At 63.4% G+C, this 15,910-nt stretch carries 19 protein-coding genes; 8 read left to right on the forward strand and 11 right to left on the reverse strand.

Annotated features, from left to right (window positions below; all coding sequences use genetic code 11):
• Positions 1–23: 23 nt before the first annotated feature.
• Positions 24–281 carry a DUF2798 domain-containing protein gene (locus tag NKH37_RS27310; RefSeq protein WP_023719336.1) on the reverse strand — a complete coding sequence of 86 codons (258 nt, stop codon included), beginning with the start codon at positions 279–281 and terminating at the stop codon, positions 24–26.
• 272 nt (positions 282–553) lie between these two features.
• Here NKH37_RS27310 and NKH37_RS27315 point away from each other — a divergent pair, with 272 nt between their 5' ends.
• Together NKH37_RS27315 and NKH37_RS27320 are read left to right on the forward strand one after the other, a co-directional pair.
• The gene (locus tag NKH37_RS27315; protein ID WP_023719335.1) at positions 554–1,237 is read left to right on the forward strand and encodes a PadR family transcriptional regulator; all 684 of its coding nucleotides are present in this window, start codon (positions 554–556) and stop codon (positions 1,235–1,237) included.
• 113 nt (positions 1,238–1,350) lie between these two features.
• Positions 1,351–1,641: an HlyU family transcriptional regulator gene (locus NKH37_RS27320; RefSeq protein WP_023719334.1), complete on the forward strand. Its 291-nt coding sequence runs from the start codon at positions 1,351–1,353 to the stop codon at positions 1,639–1,641.
• A 7-nt stretch (positions 1,642–1,648) separates the two neighbouring features.
• Here the strand turns inward: NKH37_RS27320 and NKH37_RS27325 are convergent, their stop codons facing one another.
• Genes NKH37_RS27325 through NKH37_RS27340 form a run of 4 tightly spaced genes read right to left on the reverse strand, consistent with a single transcriptional unit; the run spans position 1,649 to position 6,379 of the window.
• Positions 1,649–3,712: a polynucleotide kinase-phosphatase gene (locus NKH37_RS27325; protein ID WP_353041835.1), complete on the reverse strand. Its 2,064-nt coding sequence runs from the start codon at positions 3,710–3,712 to the stop codon at positions 1,649–1,651.
• Positions 3,627–4,226, reverse strand: coding sequence for an AAA family ATPase (locus tag NKH37_RS27330; protein ID WP_353041837.1), 600 nt, complete (start codon positions 4,224–4,226; stop codon positions 3,627–3,629). The genes NKH37_RS27325 and NKH37_RS27330 overlap by 86 nt, the downstream gene beginning before the upstream one ends.
• Complete coding sequence (locus NKH37_RS27335; protein WP_353041839.1) at positions 4,223–5,686, reverse strand: 3' terminal RNA ribose 2'-O-methyltransferase Hen1; 1,464 nt, start codon at positions 5,684–5,686, stop codon at positions 4,223–4,225. Before NKH37_RS27335 ends, NKH37_RS27330 begins: the two co-directional genes overlap by 4 nt.
• Positions 5,687–5,734: 48 nt before the next feature.
• On the reverse strand, positions 5,735–6,379 hold the full coding sequence (locus NKH37_RS27340) for an FMN-dependent NADH-azoreductase (RefSeq protein ID WP_023719333.1): 645 nt from the start codon (positions 6,377–6,379) through the stop codon (positions 5,735–5,737).
• A 109-nt stretch (positions 6,380–6,488) separates the two neighbouring features.
• Here NKH37_RS27340 and NKH37_RS27345 point away from each other — a divergent pair, with 109 nt between their 5' ends.
• On the forward strand, positions 6,489–7,445 hold the full coding sequence (locus tag NKH37_RS27345) for a LysR family transcriptional regulator (RefSeq protein ID WP_023719332.1): 957 nt from the start codon (positions 6,489–6,491) through the stop codon (positions 7,443–7,445).
• On the opposite strand, the gene NKH37_RS27350 is transcribed toward NKH37_RS27345, so the two are convergent.
• Positions 7,405–8,004, reverse strand: a complete 600-nt coding sequence (locus NKH37_RS27350; RefSeq protein WP_353038981.1) for a TetR/AcrR family transcriptional regulator — start codon at positions 8,002–8,004, stop codon at positions 7,405–7,407. The two genes, NKH37_RS27345 and NKH37_RS27350, sit on opposite strands and share 41 nt — an antisense overlap.
• 66 nt (positions 8,005–8,070) lie before the next feature.
• On the opposite strand from NKH37_RS27350, the gene NKH37_RS27355 reads away from it, so the two are divergent.
• Positions 8,071–8,496, forward strand: a complete 426-nt coding sequence (locus NKH37_RS27355; protein WP_352483190.1) for a VOC family protein — start codon at positions 8,071–8,073, stop codon at positions 8,494–8,496.
• On the opposite strand, the gene NKH37_RS27360 is transcribed toward NKH37_RS27355, so the two are convergent.
• Positions 8,493–9,443, reverse strand: a complete 951-nt coding sequence (locus NKH37_RS27360) for a S1C family serine protease (protein WP_023719329.1) — start codon at positions 9,441–9,443, stop codon at positions 8,493–8,495. The two genes, NKH37_RS27355 and NKH37_RS27360, sit on opposite strands and share 4 nt — an antisense overlap.
• A gap of 175 nt (positions 9,444–9,618) precedes the next feature.
• On the opposite strand from NKH37_RS27360, the gene NKH37_RS27365 reads away from it, so the two are divergent.
• A complete protein-coding gene (locus NKH37_RS27365) occupies positions 9,619–10,491 on the forward strand; it encodes a S1C family serine protease (protein WP_023719328.1) in 873 nt (290 codons plus the stop codon).
• 7 nt (positions 10,492–10,498) lie between these two features.
• On the forward strand, positions 10,499–11,131 hold the full coding sequence (locus NKH37_RS27370) for a helix-turn-helix transcriptional regulator (protein ID WP_352483191.1): 633 nt from the start codon (positions 10,499–10,501) through the stop codon (positions 11,129–11,131).
• A gap of 7 nt (positions 11,132–11,138) precedes the next feature.
• Here the strand turns inward: NKH37_RS27370 and NKH37_RS27375 are convergent, their stop codons facing one another.
• Together NKH37_RS27375 and NKH37_RS27380 are read right to left on the reverse strand one after the other, a co-directional pair.
• Positions 11,139–11,528 (reverse strand): type II toxin-antitoxin system VapC family toxin, encoded by a 390-nt coding sequence (locus NKH37_RS27375; protein WP_023719326.1) that lies wholly within the window; start codon positions 11,526–11,528, stop codon positions 11,139–11,141.
• The gene (locus NKH37_RS27380) at positions 11,525–11,791 is read right to left on the reverse strand and encodes a type II toxin-antitoxin system VapB family antitoxin (RefSeq protein WP_023719325.1); all 267 of its coding nucleotides are present in this window, start codon (positions 11,789–11,791) and stop codon (positions 11,525–11,527) included. The genes NKH37_RS27375 and NKH37_RS27380 overlap by 4 nt, the downstream gene beginning before the upstream one ends.
• Positions 11,792–11,989: 198 nt before the next feature.
• Here NKH37_RS27380 and NKH37_RS27385 point away from each other — a divergent pair, with 198 nt between their 5' ends.
• On the forward strand, positions 11,990–12,856 hold the full coding sequence (locus tag NKH37_RS27385; RefSeq protein WP_352494950.1) for an SDR family oxidoreductase: 867 nt from the start codon (positions 11,990–11,992) through the stop codon (positions 12,854–12,856).
• A 54-nt stretch (positions 12,857–12,910) separates the two neighbouring features.
• On the opposite strand, the gene NKH37_RS27390 is transcribed toward NKH37_RS27385, so the two are convergent.
• On the reverse strand, positions 12,911–13,426 hold the full coding sequence (locus NKH37_RS27390; RefSeq protein ID WP_023719323.1) for a TIGR00645 family protein: 516 nt from the start codon (positions 13,424–13,426) through the stop codon (positions 12,911–12,913).
• A 237-nt stretch (positions 13,427–13,663) separates the two neighbouring features.
• Entirely contained in the window at positions 13,664–14,947 is a 1,284-nt protein-coding gene (locus tag NKH37_RS27395; protein ID WP_348633220.1) for an OmpA family protein, read from the reverse strand.
• Between NKH37_RS27395 and NKH37_RS27400 the strand changes: the two genes are divergently transcribed.
• Entirely contained in the window at positions 14,912–15,799 is an 888-nt protein-coding gene (locus NKH37_RS27400) for a hypothetical protein (protein WP_352494951.1), read from the forward strand. The genes NKH37_RS27395 and NKH37_RS27400 overlap by 36 nt on opposite strands.
• Positions 15,800–15,910 lie beyond the last annotated feature (111 nt).

Genomic DNA, 15,910 nt, shown 5'->3' on the forward strand with positions numbered 1-15,910 from the left:
CTTCGGGCCCTTGGCGCAGCCTGCTATCGAGCCACGGGCTCGCAAAGCCAGCCAACGATGCGGCGCACCGCCGGCAGCAACAGCAGCAGCGTCGGAAAGGCCACCATCCAGGACAGGCCCCAAGCCGTCAGCCAGGTGGCCGGCAGGTCGGGCTGGAAGCCAAGGCTTTTCAGTGTCGAGATGAACGACACGATGAACGTCATCAGCAACGACAGCACCAGCGGGCCGAGGACGGCGGCATAGCGCGCAGGCAGCTTCCTGCGCGGGGTTTTCATGGTCATTTGGATTTTTCCCTGAAGCATCCGGTCCGTCGCATTGGCATCCATTCGCCGGTCTTCCGGCGTAACTGCCCGGAAACGACCGGGGTGGATGCGTTGCTTCACGTCAGACGCTTACGGAGGGGTCTTCGACCCTCACGCGCTTCCTAGCTGCCCTTGCCGGCGAAATCAATCCTGCTGGCGCATTTTCAGATACATCGTAAGATATATCTTGACTCGATCGTGGCGAGCACCTAATTGAGATATATCGTAAGACATAACTCAAGGAGCAGACAATGCACAAAGACAATCATTTCGGGCATCATCGTTTTGGCGAACACGCCGAGCGCGTTTTCATGCATATGGCCGGCAAGTTCGGCGGACGCGGCGGGTTCGGCCCGTTCGGGCATGGCATGAGAGGCGGCGGCGGACGCGGCGGACCAGGCGACATGTTCCGCGCCGGGCGTATGCTGGCTGACGGCGATCTCAAGCTGATCACGCTGTCGCTGCTGGCCGAGGCGCCGCGGCACGGCTACGACATCATCAAGGCGCTGGAGGAGCGCACCAGCGGCGTCTACAGCCCGAGCCCCGGCGTCGTCTATCCGACGCTGACCTTCCTGGAAGAGGCCGGCTATGCCGTTTCTGCGGCGGAAGGCAACAAGAAGGTGTTTTCGATCACCGAGGCAGGGCAGGCGCATCTCAACGAAAATCGCGAGATGATCGACCACGTGCTCGACCATCTCGAGCGCTTCGGCCGCAAGATGGCGAAGGCGCGCGAGTGGTTCGGCTGGAACGATGACGGCGACGGTGGCCGGCGCGGCCGCGGCCGCTCGGAAAAGCGCGACGAATTCCGCGCCGTGCGCCACCGGCTGCGCGCCGCGCTCGGCGAAATCGTAGATGCGCCTGAAGCAAAGCAGGCCGAGGCAATCAGCATATTGGAAGCTGCCGCAGAGGCCCTGGAAGCGCTGTCGCGCGACTGACCCCTGAGTGCCAAGCCAACTGCGGCCCTTGCCCGCTCGGCCAAGGACCGGTACTGAAAATCATCCTGCACCACGCTATGTGGTGCAGGATGATTGCCGTTGGAGGATACCCCATGTCTTTTCTGAAGCGTCTTTTCGGCGGCGGCAACGAAGCCGCTGAGCCAAAGACAGCGGCGCCGGTAAAGCAAATCGAGCACAAGGGATTTTTGATCAGCGCCACGCCCTACAAGGCGGAGGGCCAGTACCAGACCTGCGGCGTGGTTTCGAAGGAGATCGACGGCGTGATGAAGGAGCACAAATTCATCCGCGCCGATCGCTTTGCCGGGCTTGATGACGCTGTCGACATCTCGATCAAGAAGGGCATCCAGCTGGTCGATGAGCAAGGCGAGAAGATCTTCGGGTAGATCGTTATTACAGCCTTGGGTCGATTGGCTCGCTTTCCAGCGCCAGCACGGCGAAGACACACTCGTGAACGCGGCGTAGCGGCTGCTTGGCGACAAATCGCGTCAGCGCCTCGTGACCGAGCGCGAACTCCCTGAGTGCCAGGCTGCGCTTGCCGCTCAGGCCGCGTTCTCGCAGGCGGATGAGATTGTCCGGCGCGTCATATTCGGGACCATAGATGATGCGCAAATATTCCGGGCCGCGGACCTTCAGCGCCGGCTGGATGAGTCCCTTCTTGCCACGGCTGACGAAGTCGCGTGGTTTGACCACCATGCCTTCGCCGCCCGAGCCAGTCAGCGCCTCCCACCAGGCAATAGCCTCCGCACACGCGCTGCCGTCGGCCAGATCAACCGTACGCCATCGGGTCGGCGTGACCACGCCAACATGGGCAGCCAGACGGTCCGCGAGCGACATGTGCCAGACATGATCCTGGTCAAACCAAACACGTCCCTCGCTGGCGAGCAGGTGGAAAGGCGCGACCTTAAGGTCGTCGACGCCGGAGACCGGCCACACGTAAGGCGCCCAGGCCGTGGCGTATTTAGCCGCACGGGCGGCCCGGTCTTCAAGGCGTGCGTTCAGGCCGGCCGCATCGACGCCGCGCGCCATCGCACGGGCTAGCGCCTCGCGGCTGACCTTGAAACCGGCGGCTGAGGATGTCGCCACCGGCGCATACTGGCTTTCGATCAGGCTGCCGGCCTTTGCCGACCAAGGCATTATCTCGGTGTCCAGCAGCAGCCAGTCGCTGTTCAATTCCGTCCACAGATCCGCCGCGTCGACCTCGACCCGGAGACGAGCGAGCAGGCCTTCCGTCATGGTGCCGTCGTTGAAAAAGGAACGTCCGGTGCGGGTCCAGATTGCGCCGGTCTCGTCGCCCGGGATCCCGAAGCGGCTGCGCGCCGCCTGCGCGTTCCGGCACAGCGCGACCACCGCCCGCGAACCCATATGCTTTTCCTCGCACACGACCTGGGCGACGTCGCGTTCGCGGAAATAAGCGAAGGCATCTTCCGGACGTTCCAGCCAGCCGTGTTGGCTGCTGGTCTCGGACGGCGACATGGTCGGCGGCAGATAGATCAGCCATTGCGGCGACAGCGCGAAGCGGCTCATCACTTCCAGTGCCGCCGAGGCGTTCTCCTCGGTCACCACAATCCGGCCCCTCAGCCCGGTCTCGATCCAGCGGCGACCGGAGACATCCTGGTAATCGAGCACGCCGTCGGCGTCGGCCTGTGCCGATTTGCCCAGACAGGACCCGCCCAGCGGACGTATCGGCTCCGACCATGTCTGGATTGCCGGCACCTCTACCAGTTCGCGTTCCGGCCAGCGTAAGGCCGTCAGCTTGCCGCCGAACACGCATCCAGTGTCGATACACAGGGTGTTGTTGACCCACTCGGCCGACAGCGTTGGCGTATGTCCATAAATTACGGCTGTCTTGCCACGGTAGGCTGCGGCCCAGTCCGCGCGGACGGGCAGCCCGAACTCGTCAGTCTCGCCTGTGGTCTCGCCGTACAGAGCGAACTCGCGCACGGCGCCGGAGCCGCGTCCGATCATTTCCTCCTTGAGACCGGCGTGGGCGACGGCGAGGTGTCCGCCGTCCAGCCAGACGTGGCTGCGCAGGCCGTCGAGAACGGCCGGCAGCGCCTCTCGCAGGCCGCGGTCCTGCGTGTTCAACTGGTCTATCGTCTGCTCGAGGCCGTGGGCGACCGTGACCTTGCGACCTTCCAGCCAGCGGCCGAGTTTGCGTTCATGGTTGCCCTGGACACAATAGGCGGTCCCGGCCGCGACCATGCTCATGGCGATGCGCAGTACGTCGGGCGAGTTGGGGCCGCGATCGACGAGGTCGCCGACAAAGACGATCTTGCGGCCCTGCGGCGGGATCACAGTGGCCGTTCGGTCGCCCTGATGTTCAGACCAGGCGACGCTGTAGCCCAGTCGAGCGAGCAGCATCTGAAGTTCATCCGAACAGCCGTGGATGTCGCCAATGATATCGAACGGGCCGTGGTCGTCGCGCTTGTCGGTCCATAGCGGCTGCCGCGACACCTCGGCCGCGTCGATGCTGGCCTCGCTGGTAAAGCGTCCAGACCTGGCGGAAGCCCTCGCGTTGCAGGCCGCCAAGACCCTTGCGGATCTCGGTTGTCATGCGCTGGGCGACCCCGGCGCCGACCGGCCGGTCGGCTCGCACCGCATTGCGTGCGACGCACACCTCGACGCCTGGATCGAGGACCACGGCGACGGGCAAAGCGTGCCACTTGCGCGCCAGCTCAATCCAGGCCTTGCGGTCGGCGGCTCGCACGTTGGTGGCGTCGATGACGGCCAGCCTGCGGTGTTTAAGCCGCTTGCCGGCTATTTCGCGCACCAGATCGAAGGCATCTGCAGAGACGTCCTGGTCGGTCTCATCGTCGGAGACCAGCGCCCGGCACTGATCCGAGGAGATGATCTCGGTCGGCAGAAAATGCCTGGCCGCGAAAGTCGACTTGCCCGATCCGGTCGAGCCGATCAGCACGACGAGGGCAAAGTCAGGAATGGCGAGATCGGTCTTGTCCAGTTCTCTCATCGGGTGAACACCGCCATCTGCGTGGGCGCGCCGAGGGTAGAATCCTGGGCTCCGATACCGCTGAAGGTGGCTGCATAGCCATAGATCTCACCGATTTTGGCCGCCCAGGTTTCGAACTGAGCCCGGCTCCATTCGAAACGGTGATCGGGATGGCGAAATGCGCCAGGGGCCAATCTGGGAAACAGAGCGTTGTAGTCCGCGTTCGGAGTGGTCACGATGACGGATTTAGGCGCCGTCTCGCCGAAAACGATGCGTTCGACCAGGGGCAGCCTGTCCTCGTCGAGATGCTCGATGACCTCGACCAGCACGGCGACGTCGGCTGCCGCCCAGCGGCCGTCCCGGTATGTCAGAGATCCGTGCAGCAGCGTAACCCGGCCCCCCGGCGGCCCGCCAAACTCGTTCAGCTTGAGACGCTTTGCAGCCCATTCCAGTTCGCGTGCCGCTGGATCCAACCCGAACAGCTTATGGACCCATCGCTCGCGCACGAGCCGATAAAGTAGCTTGCCTTCGCCGCATCCCAGGTCCGCAACCGTGGTTGCACCCGTTGCCTGGATGGCTCGGACAACAGCTTCCATGCGCAGATCGTTGAGCCGGATCGGCGTCTCCAGCGCTTCCTCAGGTGTGACACGCAGTTCGGGCGGCAAAGTCTCCCTGGCCGTTTCAGGAACCAGTCGTTCCAGAGCGATGCGGGCCAAGGCACCGCGGTTGCGCAAGTATCGGCGAACTATCAGGTCCTTGGCGGGATGTTTTTCCAGCCAGCCCTCTCCCTTGGACAGCAGCTTGTCGACCTCTGCTTCGCCGACCCAATAATGCTTGGCATCGTCCATCACCGGGATCAGTACGTAGAGGTGGTTCAACAAGGCGCTGAGCCGGCCCGTGCCGGTCAGCTTCAGATGGCCGTACCGGGACTCGCCTGCACCAGACCCGATTCCCTCGATTGGCGTCAGATCGACTGTCCAGCCCAAGGGTTCGAACAGGCTTCGAACCAGAGCCTCACCGCCGCGCATCGGCAGTGGAGTCACGACTGCCTCCAGCGGCAGTTCGCCGCTAGCCAGTTCCTGGCGCTCCTTTGACATTCCGGTCATCGCCGTCCGCAGCATTTTGTTTAGCGCCACGGACAGGAAAGACGATGCCGCGTAAGGCCGGTCGTTCACATATTGGTCCAGCAAGCCTTCCGCCCGCCCCTTGCCGCGCACTAGCCCTATCGGGTCGACATCGAGCAGGAGTGCTGCCTCGCAACGCTCTTCGGTCGCTTCGGGATAGAATAGCCACCCTTTGCCAAAGGAGAGGTCGGTCTCGTGCAAACGATCGGGATGCTTGTGCAGCAGGAAACCGAGATCGGTGGCCGGACGGTGCGTTGTGGCAACGGACAGGAACATCCGCGACCGATAGCGCAGACAAGCGGAATAACCAATGGCAGTTGTTGGCCCACCACAATAGGTTGTCGCCAACGACAGCAAGGGCAGGCACCGAGCGCCTGCCCTTGTTCAATTCAAACGATGCTGGCTTTACGCCGCGGCGGCGACGCGCTCGGCGCTTCCGGTTGCAGCCACAATGGCGTCGACCTTGGTCGAGGCCTTGGCCAGCGCTGCTGCTACCGCATCGGCGCCCATGCCGACTCCTTCGATGCGGATGACCTCCACATCGGTCATGCCGAGAAAGCCGAGCACGCTGCGCAGGTAGGGAATGGCATGATCGAACTGCACGGCTGCACCTTCGGAATAGATGCCGCCCGAGGCCAGCACGATATAGACTTTCTTGCCGGTGACGAGGCCTTTCGGGCCAGCATCGCCATAAGCAAAGGTTTTGCCGGAGCGGGCGACGTGGTCGACCCAGGATTTCAGCGTCGACGAGATGTTGAAGTTGATGAAGCCAGTGGCGAGAATGACGGTGTCGGCCGCAAACAGCTCGTCCAGTACAGTATCGGAAACGCCGACGACCTCAGCCTGGCGCTGGGTGCGCGCTTCGGCCGGCGTATAGATGCCGGTCGAATAGTCGGGGTCGATATGCGGCAGCGGGTTGGCGACGAGGTCGCGGGCGACAAGCTTGGCCGAAGGATCGGCGGCAAGCAGTTTGTCGGCGAGTTCGTTGGCGACGCGGGTCGAGTGCGAGGCGGCGCCGCGTGGGCTGGATGTGACAAGAAGGATGGACATGGTGACTCTCCAGGGTTGGATTAAAATCTCCCGGCAAATATGTGTGCGCAGACCCATTTGAAAAACTGGTATATTTTGTATATGATCCATCTAAATTGTGGATTGAAAGATGCAGCCCAACCCGACGCTTGACCAACTGCAGATCCTGGTTGCGGTGGCCGACACCGGTTCCTTCTCGGCTGCCGGCCGTAAGCTCAACCGCGCGCAGTCGGTCATCAGCTACGCCATTGCCAACCTCGAAGCGCAGCTTGGGCTGAAGCTGTTTGAGCGTGAGGGCACGCGTGAGCCGCAACTGACCGATGTCGGCAAGGCGACGCTGGAAGATGCGCGGCGCATGGTCGGCGTGCTGCAACGCATCCGCTCGCGTATCGACGGATATCGGCAGGGATTGGAGGCGGAAGTTGCGCTGTCGGTCGACGTGACGCTACCGTCGCCGGTGCTGGTTCGGGTGCTAAAGGCATTCGAGGTGCAGTTTCCGGCCGTGACACTGCGTCTGCATATCGGCTCGCTTGGCCTTATCCTCGATCATGTTGTCCGCGGACAGGCCGATCTCGGCATCGGAGGGCTTCTGGGCGAGGCGGACGTGAATCTGCTGCGCATCGGTTTCTTCTCCCTGGTGCCGGCCGCAGCGCCTGATCACCCGCTGGCGCTGCTGCCCAGACCAGTGGCGCTGGAGGATGTCCGCGAACACATCCAACTGGTCGTCTCGGACCAGTCCGAGCGTACGCGCGGGCGCGACTATGGCGTCTTCGCCTACCGCACTTGGCGGCTGACGGATGTGCGCACCAAGCACGTGCTGATGCGCGAGGGGCTGGGCTGGGGCGGGCTGCCGCGATGGCTGATTGCCGATGATCTGGCGAACGGCCGGCTCGTCGAACTCGATCTCGAGCCTTACAGCGAAGTCCGCTCGCCGCTTTATGCCATGCACCGCGCCGATCGCAGCCCGAAACCGGCGGCCGCCTGGCTGATCGATCAGTTCAAGCGCCAGCTTGGTTGTTTCAACGAATTCGAGCCGGGTGAGGTGCCTAAGGAGGAGCCGGAGACAGACCGTCGATCAGCGCGATGAGAACGGCGCGATAGTCCTCGATCGATGCTCCAGCTTCAATGGCGAGCGCTGCGCGGTCGAAGGCAGCGGCGAGCAAAGCGGTCAGAGCTTCCACAGGCAATCTCGTCATAGAGTGCGAGCGCATCGCGGCAACAAGGCCCTCACACAGCGAACGGTTGCCATGGCGATTGTCGATCGCATCCATGGCGGCGCGGCCGAGCACGGCGGGGCCATCAAGCAGCAAGAGCCGAGTTCGGCCGGGGGCGCGCATGGCAGCCAGATAGGCATCCGAGCCGGCAATCAGCGCATCGCGGGCAAATAGCGAAGGCGGCGACGCGCGTTCGATCTCTTCCGCCACGGCTTGCGCCTCCTGTTCGACCACAGCGGCAAACAGCGCCTGCTTGTCTGCAAAGTGATGATAAAGCGCGCCGCGCGTTACGCCGGCAGCGGCGACGATCTCGGGTGTGCTGGTCTCGGCATAGGATTTTTCGGTGAACAGTTTTCGCGCCGCGGCGATGAGCTCGGCGCGTGTCGCTTCGGTGCGATCACGGTTGGAGCGGCGAGCGGATCGCTGTTGCATACATTCAGCCTGTATGTTAGTTACATTTACATGCAGATTGTATGTTGTTCGCCGGGAGAAGGAAAGATGAGGACGACGAGCTATTATCCGGTGCTGATGACGGGCGATGTTGCCGGCACTGCAGCCTTTTATGTCGCGCATTTCGGCTTCAAGCCGCTGTTCGAGGCCGACTGGTACATCCATCTGCGCTCAGCCGAAGATCGCCGCGTCAACCTCGGCATCGTCCAGGGCGATCATGAGACGATCCCGGAGGAGGGGCGGGGCCGCGCGTCTGGCGTGCTGATCAATTTCGAGGTCAGGGACCCGGATGCCGTCTATGAGCGGATCACCGCCGCCGGCCTGCCGATCCTGCTAACGCTGCGCGACGAACCCTTCGGCCAGCGCCATTTCATCACCAAGGATCCCAACGGCGTGCTGATCGACGTGATCAGGCCGATCCCGCCGAGCCCGGAATTCCTGGCGCAATATGCGCAGGGTGCTGCAGCGAGCTAGCTTGCCCTCGCCAACGGCATCACCGTGACCTGGGCAATGCCGGAGCGGCGCACCACCGTGCACAGTGTCTCGCGGCCGATGCGCTCGGCGTCGAGCATGCGCACAAGATCGTCGACGCCGGTGACCGGGCGGCCGTCGATGGCGGCAATAATGTCGCCTTCCCTGAGGCCGGCCTTGTCCGCCGGGCTGTTCTTCTCGACGCTGCGCAGGCGCACCGCCGTGCTGCTCGACACTTGCGACAAGAGTGCTGCGCGGCGCGGCAGGTTGGTGGTGTCGGCGGAAACGCCGATGAAGGCGCGGCGCACGCGGCCGAAGCGGATGATCTCCGAGATGACGAAATTGGCGGTGTTGGAGGCAACCGCGAACGCGATGCCTTGCGCTCCGTGGATCATCGCGGTGTTGACGCCGATCACCTCGCCGGCCGAGGACACCAGCGGTCCGCCGGAATTGCCGGGGTTGAGCGCGGCGTCAGTCTGGATGACGTCGTCGATCAGCCGGCCGGTGGAGGCACGCATCGAGCGGCCGAGCGCCGAGACGACGCCGGTGGTGACGGTCCATTCGAAGCCGAGCGGGTTGCCGATGGCAATTGCAATCTGGCCGCGCCTCAAACGCTTGGAATCGCCAAGCGGCGCAACGTCGGCAAAGTTGCCGTCGGCGCGCACCAGCGCAATGTCGGTGTCGGGGTCGCGGCCGAGCACGCGGCCTTCCCTGGAGGCGCCGTCCGGCATCGACACGCGCACACTGCGCGCATCGCCGACGACGTGGAAGTTGGTGACGACCAGCCCGTCCGGCGCGATGACGAAGCCTGAGCCATGGCCGCCCGGGCCACCGACACGCTCGATGCGGCAGACGGCGGGCCCGATGCGGTCGACGGCATCGGCGACCGTCGCCGAATAGGCATCGAGAAGGGCATCGTCATATTGCAATTGCTGGGCGGGCAGGGCCATCTGCGGGGCTCCGTAGCTTTTGGAACAAGATGAACAATGCCTATATGTGCGGAGCGGCCGGACCGGCCGCGACCTGACCAGATGGCCAGTCAAACGCCCAACTAGCCGTCAGGCGAGTATCCGCCAACGCCCTGCCGGGCGATATCTGGGTCACGAGGAACCCAGGAGACAAGTCATGAGCGATTTCAATCTGAGCACATTTTCCGACGCCATTGCCGACATCGCCGCAGCCGCGGCTCCAGCGACGGCCAGCTTCGCGACGCACCACCACCGCACGTCTACCGCTTTCCACTGGCAGGACGGCTATTTCGTCACTGCCGAGGAGGCGGTCGAGGCCGGCGAGGAGATCGAGCTGACGTTTCCTTCGGGCGAAACCGTCAAGGCCGAGCTAGTCGGCCGCGACCCGTCCACCGGCACGGCCGTTTTGAAACCCACCGGCGCACCAAGCGTGCCGTCCCTGGTGAAGGCGGATGCAGTGCGGCCGGGCAATCTGGCGATCGTCGCGGGCAATAGCGACGGCACCTCGCTCGCTACCTTCGGCACGGTCGGCGAGGTCGGCCCGGCCTGGCGTTCAATGCGCGGCGGCACGATCGACCGGCGCATCAACCTTGCCGTCAATGCCGGCGGCCGTTTCGAGGGCGGCCCTGTGCTCGACGCCAAGGGCGGACTGATCGGCATGCTGCTGTTCGGGCCACGCCGGCGGGCGCTGGTCATGCCTTACGAAACGATCGAGCGGGCAGTCACGACGCTGCGCGAGAAGGGTCATGTGGCGAGGGGCTATCTTGGTGCCGGCCTGCATCCGGTCCGCAATGGTGATACACAGGGCGCCATGGTGATGAGCCTTGACGATAGCGGCCCGGCGAAAGCCGCCGGTCTCAGTCTCGGCGACATCATCGTATCGTGGAACGCAGAGACGGTGCATGGCCCGCGCGAGCTGATCCGCAAGCTCGGGCCGGACAGCGCCGGTGCCTTGGTGACACTCGGCGTGGTGCGCGGCGGCGAGAACCGTGAGGTCTCACTGACCATCGGTGAAAAACCACTGAGCTGAGGGATAGATGGTAAGCGGTGAGGTCGCTGGCAGACGGCTGACGGTGCTGATCGTGCTCGGTGACGTCGAGCGCGCGCGAAGTCTGTCCGCGGCTCTCGCTGCGACCGATGACCTGCAGCCTTTTCTGGCGGGCGAAGTCGACGGGCGTTGGGCGGCGGATGTCGCCATCGTCGATGATCATGGGGTGCAAGGCGGGCTCGTCGACGCCGCTATGCCTCGGGTGCTGCTATCGTCGCGAGCGGCCGGGGAGCGGCCGGCCGATACAGTGTTTGCCGTGCTGCCGGTGGCAGCGGACGACGTGCTGATCGCCGCTGCGGCGCGGCTGGCGGCGGCTGGCTACCGGATTTCGCGTGACAGCCACGCTCTGTCAGACGGGCACGATTTTACCTTTCATGACAGCGACCGGTTCGACGAGGAACCGAGTAACGAGCAAATCGTCCGGCCGACGCTTTCGCCGCGCGAAAGCGAGGTGCTGGCACTGCTCGCCGAAGGCGCGCCCAACAAGGTCATCGCGCGGCGGCTGAACATCTCCGTGCATACGGCGAAATTCCACGTCGCAGCGATCCTGACGAAGCTCGGTGCCGCCAACCGCACCGATGCGATCGCCATCGCCATGCGGCAGGGCCTGGTGCTGGTCTAGCCGTGGATCAAACAGCCGGTTCGATGTCGGTCAGCCGGAAATCGTCACCCTTGAACAGCAACGGCATGGCTTCGATACGTGCCGCAGCATAGGCAATGCAGTCGCCGAAGTTGAGGGCGGCCGGATGCCGGCCCTTGCCATAGCGCAGGAACGCCTGACGAGCGACCGCGGCGTGGTCGGCCGTGAAGGGGATCGTCTCGATCGAGGCGGTGCGCAAAAAAGTTTCGAAGCGATCGATAATCTGGTCCTGCCAGCGGCCGACGAGCACCATTGTCGTTTCAAGCAGTGTCGGTGCCGGAAGCAAACGTCTTTCAGCCTGGGTGATCGCCAAAACGAAGCGGTCGTAGCCCGGCTCCGTGCGTAAAATGGCGACCAGCGCCGAGGAATCGATGATCATCGCGTCGGGATACCCAGTTCGTCATAACCGAGAATTTCATCGTCGCTCATCGCGTCTTTGCGCTCCGGTATTCGTGCAGCTCGTTCCGCAATCGCCATCAGACGTTGAAAAAGGTCACCGGTCTCGTCGCGCGGCACAAGCCGCTCGCGCGCAACTTCGCGCTCGAGGCTTTGACGGATGGCCTCCGTCACCGATACCTGGCGCCGGCGGGCGAGCTCACGTGCCAGTTGCTCGACCGCCATATTCTTGATCGATAAGGCCATTTATATATTCTCCCTTTTCGTATAGAATATATACCAACTTGCCCGACAGATTCAACGCGCGCTCCCGCGAAATCCACGACCCTCCGTAGCGTCACACCACCGCTGCGGGTTAAGGGCGCTTGTATCCGCCGGCGGTGCAGGCAAGGATCGCAAGGAGAAAAGATGGTAGAAAAGAGAGTAGCACAGGGAGGGGCGAGGATGTCGCTCAAGGGAAAGACGCTGTTCATCTCTGGCGGGTCACGCGGCATCGGGCTGGCGATTGCGCTGCGCGCCGCGCGCGACGGCGCCAATGTGACGATCGCGGCCAAGACCGCCGAGCCGCATCCGAAGCTGCCGGGAACGATCTACACAGCGGCGCAAGAGATCGAGCGGGCCGGCGGCAAGGCGCTGCCGGCGCTGTGCGACATCCGCGATGAAGCGCAGGTCGCCGAAGCCGTCGCCAAAACCGTGGAGACGTTCGGCGGCATCGATATCTGCATCAACAATGCCAGCGCCATCCAACTCACCGGCACGCTGGAGACCGACATGAAACGCTACGACCTGATGCACCAGATCAACACGCGCGGTACTTTTCTCGTCTCCAAAATGTGCATTCCACACTTGAGGTTGGCGGAAAATCCTCACATTTTGAATCTGGCGCCGCCGCTCGACATGAAGGCCAAGTGGTTCAAGAACCATGTCGCCTACACGATGGCGAAGTTCGGCATGTCGATGTGCACGCTGGGCATGAGCGCCGAGTTCGCTAGGGATGGCATTGCGGTCAATTCGCTCTGGCCGATCTCGACCATCGACACGGCGGCGGTGCGCAACCTCCTGGGCGGGGCGACGGTGGCGGCGATGAGCCGTTCGCCCGACATCATGGCCGATGCCGCACACGCCATCCTGGTCAGGCCGTCGCGCGGGGCAACCGGTAATTTCTACATCGACGAAGAAGTGCTGCGCGCCGAAGGCGTCAGCGATTTCTCAGCCTATGCGCCGGGCGCGACAGGCCCGCTCGCCGGCGACTTTTTTGTGCCGGACGAGGTGTTCGAGCGGACTGATACCAAAATCAAAGGTATTTACTGACGGAAAGCATCTAGCTGACAGGCGTATCTCTTAAAGACCGGCACAGACGCGTGCTCAGCCTTCGGCTTTCTTGGCTTTGCCAAGACCCATCAGCCGGTCGATATAGGCAAGCATCAGTGCCGATAGAACGAAGGCCAGATGAATGATGGTCAGCCACATCAGCTGGTCGGTCGTGTAGGAGACCGAGTTCAGGAAAACCTGCAAGAGGTGGATCGAGGAGATGGCGACGATTGTCGAGGCGACCTTGACCTTCAGCGAGCCGACATCGATCGTGCCCAGCCAATGCACCTTGCCGTCATTTTCATCGAAGCGGCTTACGAAGTTTTCGTAGCCCGAGATGATCACCATCACCACCAGTGAGGCGACCAGCGCGGCGTCGATGAGGCCGAGGATCTTCAGGATGGTATCGGTGTCGTCGAGCGTGAAGGCCACGGAGACGAACTCGAACAGCTTCTTGCCGAAGGACACGGCATAGATGGCAAGCGCCGCGCCCAGTCCGAGATAGAAGACGACCAGCAGCCAGCGCGAGGCGAGAATGATCGATTCGATGGCGAGTTCGAGGCGCTTCATGCGGCGATTCCGGGCTCCGTTGTCGGAGTGCCGTATTTCGGGCAGGCTGCGGCGGTTTGCAAGGTTCTAAAAAACGAAACCCCGCCGGGGAGGGGAACCGGCGGGGCTCGTGTGTCCCGCTGGAGTCGGGACGGGGCAGGGACGCCCTTTCCAAAATTTGGGATTGGTGACCTCGCGTTTCAAGATTGGTGACCGCGCGATTCAATGGTTGATCGGATCGCGCGGTTCACATTCCGCTTATTGGGCGCTGGCCACCGGCGCCACCAGCGAGGTGATGCGGCGGATGGCGACGCGGCGGTTCTCACGGTTGGGTCCCGACGTGTCTACCTTGAGATACTCCTCGCCATAGCCCTGTGTCGTCAGGTTCTCCGGCGGGATGCCGAAGGCATTGGTCAAGGCTTCGGCGACTGCCTCGGCGCGGCGGTCGGACAATGCAAGGTTCGCTTCCGGCTTGCCGACTGCATCCGTGTGGCCTTCGATCAGGAAGGTCTCGGCCGGGTTTTTCTTCAGCAGCTTGTCCATGGCGTTGGCAACACCCTCCAGCTTCTGGACCTCGGTGTCGGAAATCGAAGCCGAACCGAATTCGAAGTTGAGCGTATCGAGGTCGATGCGGCGGGCAATGTCGCGCACGCGGGCCGAGCGTTTGACCTCGTCGATCGAATAGAGGCGCTGGACCTTCTCCACCGGCGGTCGTTCGAGGAAGGTGTAGTAGTCGTCCGGATCCTCGACCTCTTCGGAATCCAGAATGTATTCCTCTTGCGGGATGGTAAGGCGCATCGGCGGCAGGTCGTCGCCCGGGTCGCGCCAGTCTGCATCATCGTCATAGTTCCGCTCGTCGACATAGCTCAGCACATATTCGCGTCCGTCAGGCGCGATGCGTGAACGCTGGATCACGTCGCCGTAGCGGTTGCGGATGGTGACGATCCGGAAACCGTTGTCACGCTCGACGATTTCCCGGGTGCGATCGCCCGACAGGTCCTCATAATAGACATTCCTGGCGCCGCGGTGCATACGCGGGGCGTCGCTGCTTTCGACGAACGTCTGGTTGTTGAACTGGAGGATGACGCGGTCGCCGAATTCCCTGAGGACATTGGTGCCTTGCGGGCGCCGCCGACGACGAACATCCTCGAAATCGGCTGAGCGCTCGACGCGCTTGCCTTTTTCCTCGGTCACGGGAGCGATCTTTTCAGGTTTGATCTCCTGCTGCGCTGCCCGGTCGTCGGTCGGGGGCGGCCCCTGGTCGACCGGAGCCGGTTTCGAGACTTCCGCCTGGTTGCCGTTCTCCTCGACGGGCTGGTTGCCTTCCTGACCACCCGTTTTGCCGCCATTTTGGCGACCCGCGTTTTGGCCGCCTTGGTCCTTGCCGTGCCTGCGCCTGACATCCTTCTGACTGTCCAGTATGGGCGCCTCGTTCGGGTTGGCCGCGGCTTCGCCCGAAGCAGGGGGCCCACCCTCGGCGGGTGCTGCCTGTTCGCCGGTGGCGGGTTGCTCACCGGTTGCGGGCTGCTGTTCGCCTGTCACCGGCTCTTCCCCAACGGGCTTCTTGCCGCGTTTCTTCGTCTGGTCCTGGGGCTGTTCGGCTTGAGCAGGAGCGGCTTGCTTGTCGGTTGGAAGTGGCTCGGCCTGTGGGAGAGCCGGCGCCGCCTGCTGGTCCTGCTTATTCTTCCTCTTGCGCGGATTGCCCTGCTCGTTGTCGTTTGCAGGGGCAACCTGCTCGGCCGGCTGTTCAGCAGGTGCGGCTTCCTGCTGTTGCTGGTCGCGCTTCTTCCTGCGCTGCTTGAGCTGCTGCTGAACGTCGTTCGCGGGCGCAGCCTGCTCGGCCGGCTGTTCAGCAGGTGCGGCTTCCTGCTGTTGCTGGTCGCGCTTCTTCCTGCGCGGCTTGAGCTGCTGCTGATCGTCGCTCGCGGGCGCAGCTTGCTCGGCCGGCTGTTCAGCAGGTGCGGCTTCCCGCTGTTGCTGGTCGCGCTTCTTCCTGCGCGGCTTGATCTGCTGATCGTCATTCACGGGTGCAGCCTGCTCGGCCGGCTGTTCGGCTTCGATCTGCTGTTGCTGCCTCTTTTTCCTGCGTTGATTGCCCTGCTCCTCTCCGCCCGAGGGCGCGAGTTGTTCGGCGGGCGCGGATTCGGTCTGTTGCTGCTCGCGCTTGTTCCGGCGCGGCTTTTGCTCGGACTCGCCCGATTGTTCGGCGGGTGCTTCGGTTCGCTCCTGCCGTTCGCGCCTCTTGCCGGGCTTCTGTTCCGGCTCCGCCTGCCCGCCTTGGGCACAGGCTTCGGCCGACTCGCCTTCGGCGCAATTCGACTGCGCCGGGATAAGCACTGCGCTGTTCCGAGCGGGGCCGAATGCGGCGCTGCCTTGCAGCGGGAACGCGCCTAACGGCGCGGACGCCATCAACAGGCCAAGCGCCGTGCCTGCCAGAATCCGTGGTTGGCGTTTCATCATAAACACTCCTTGTGGCGTCCCATCCCTGCCCAAACTTTCAGCAAC

This window comes from Mesorhizobium sp. M1217, from assembly GCF_040318275.1.
GTDB lineage: Bacteria > Pseudomonadota > Alphaproteobacteria > Rhizobiales > Rhizobiaceae > Mesorhizobium.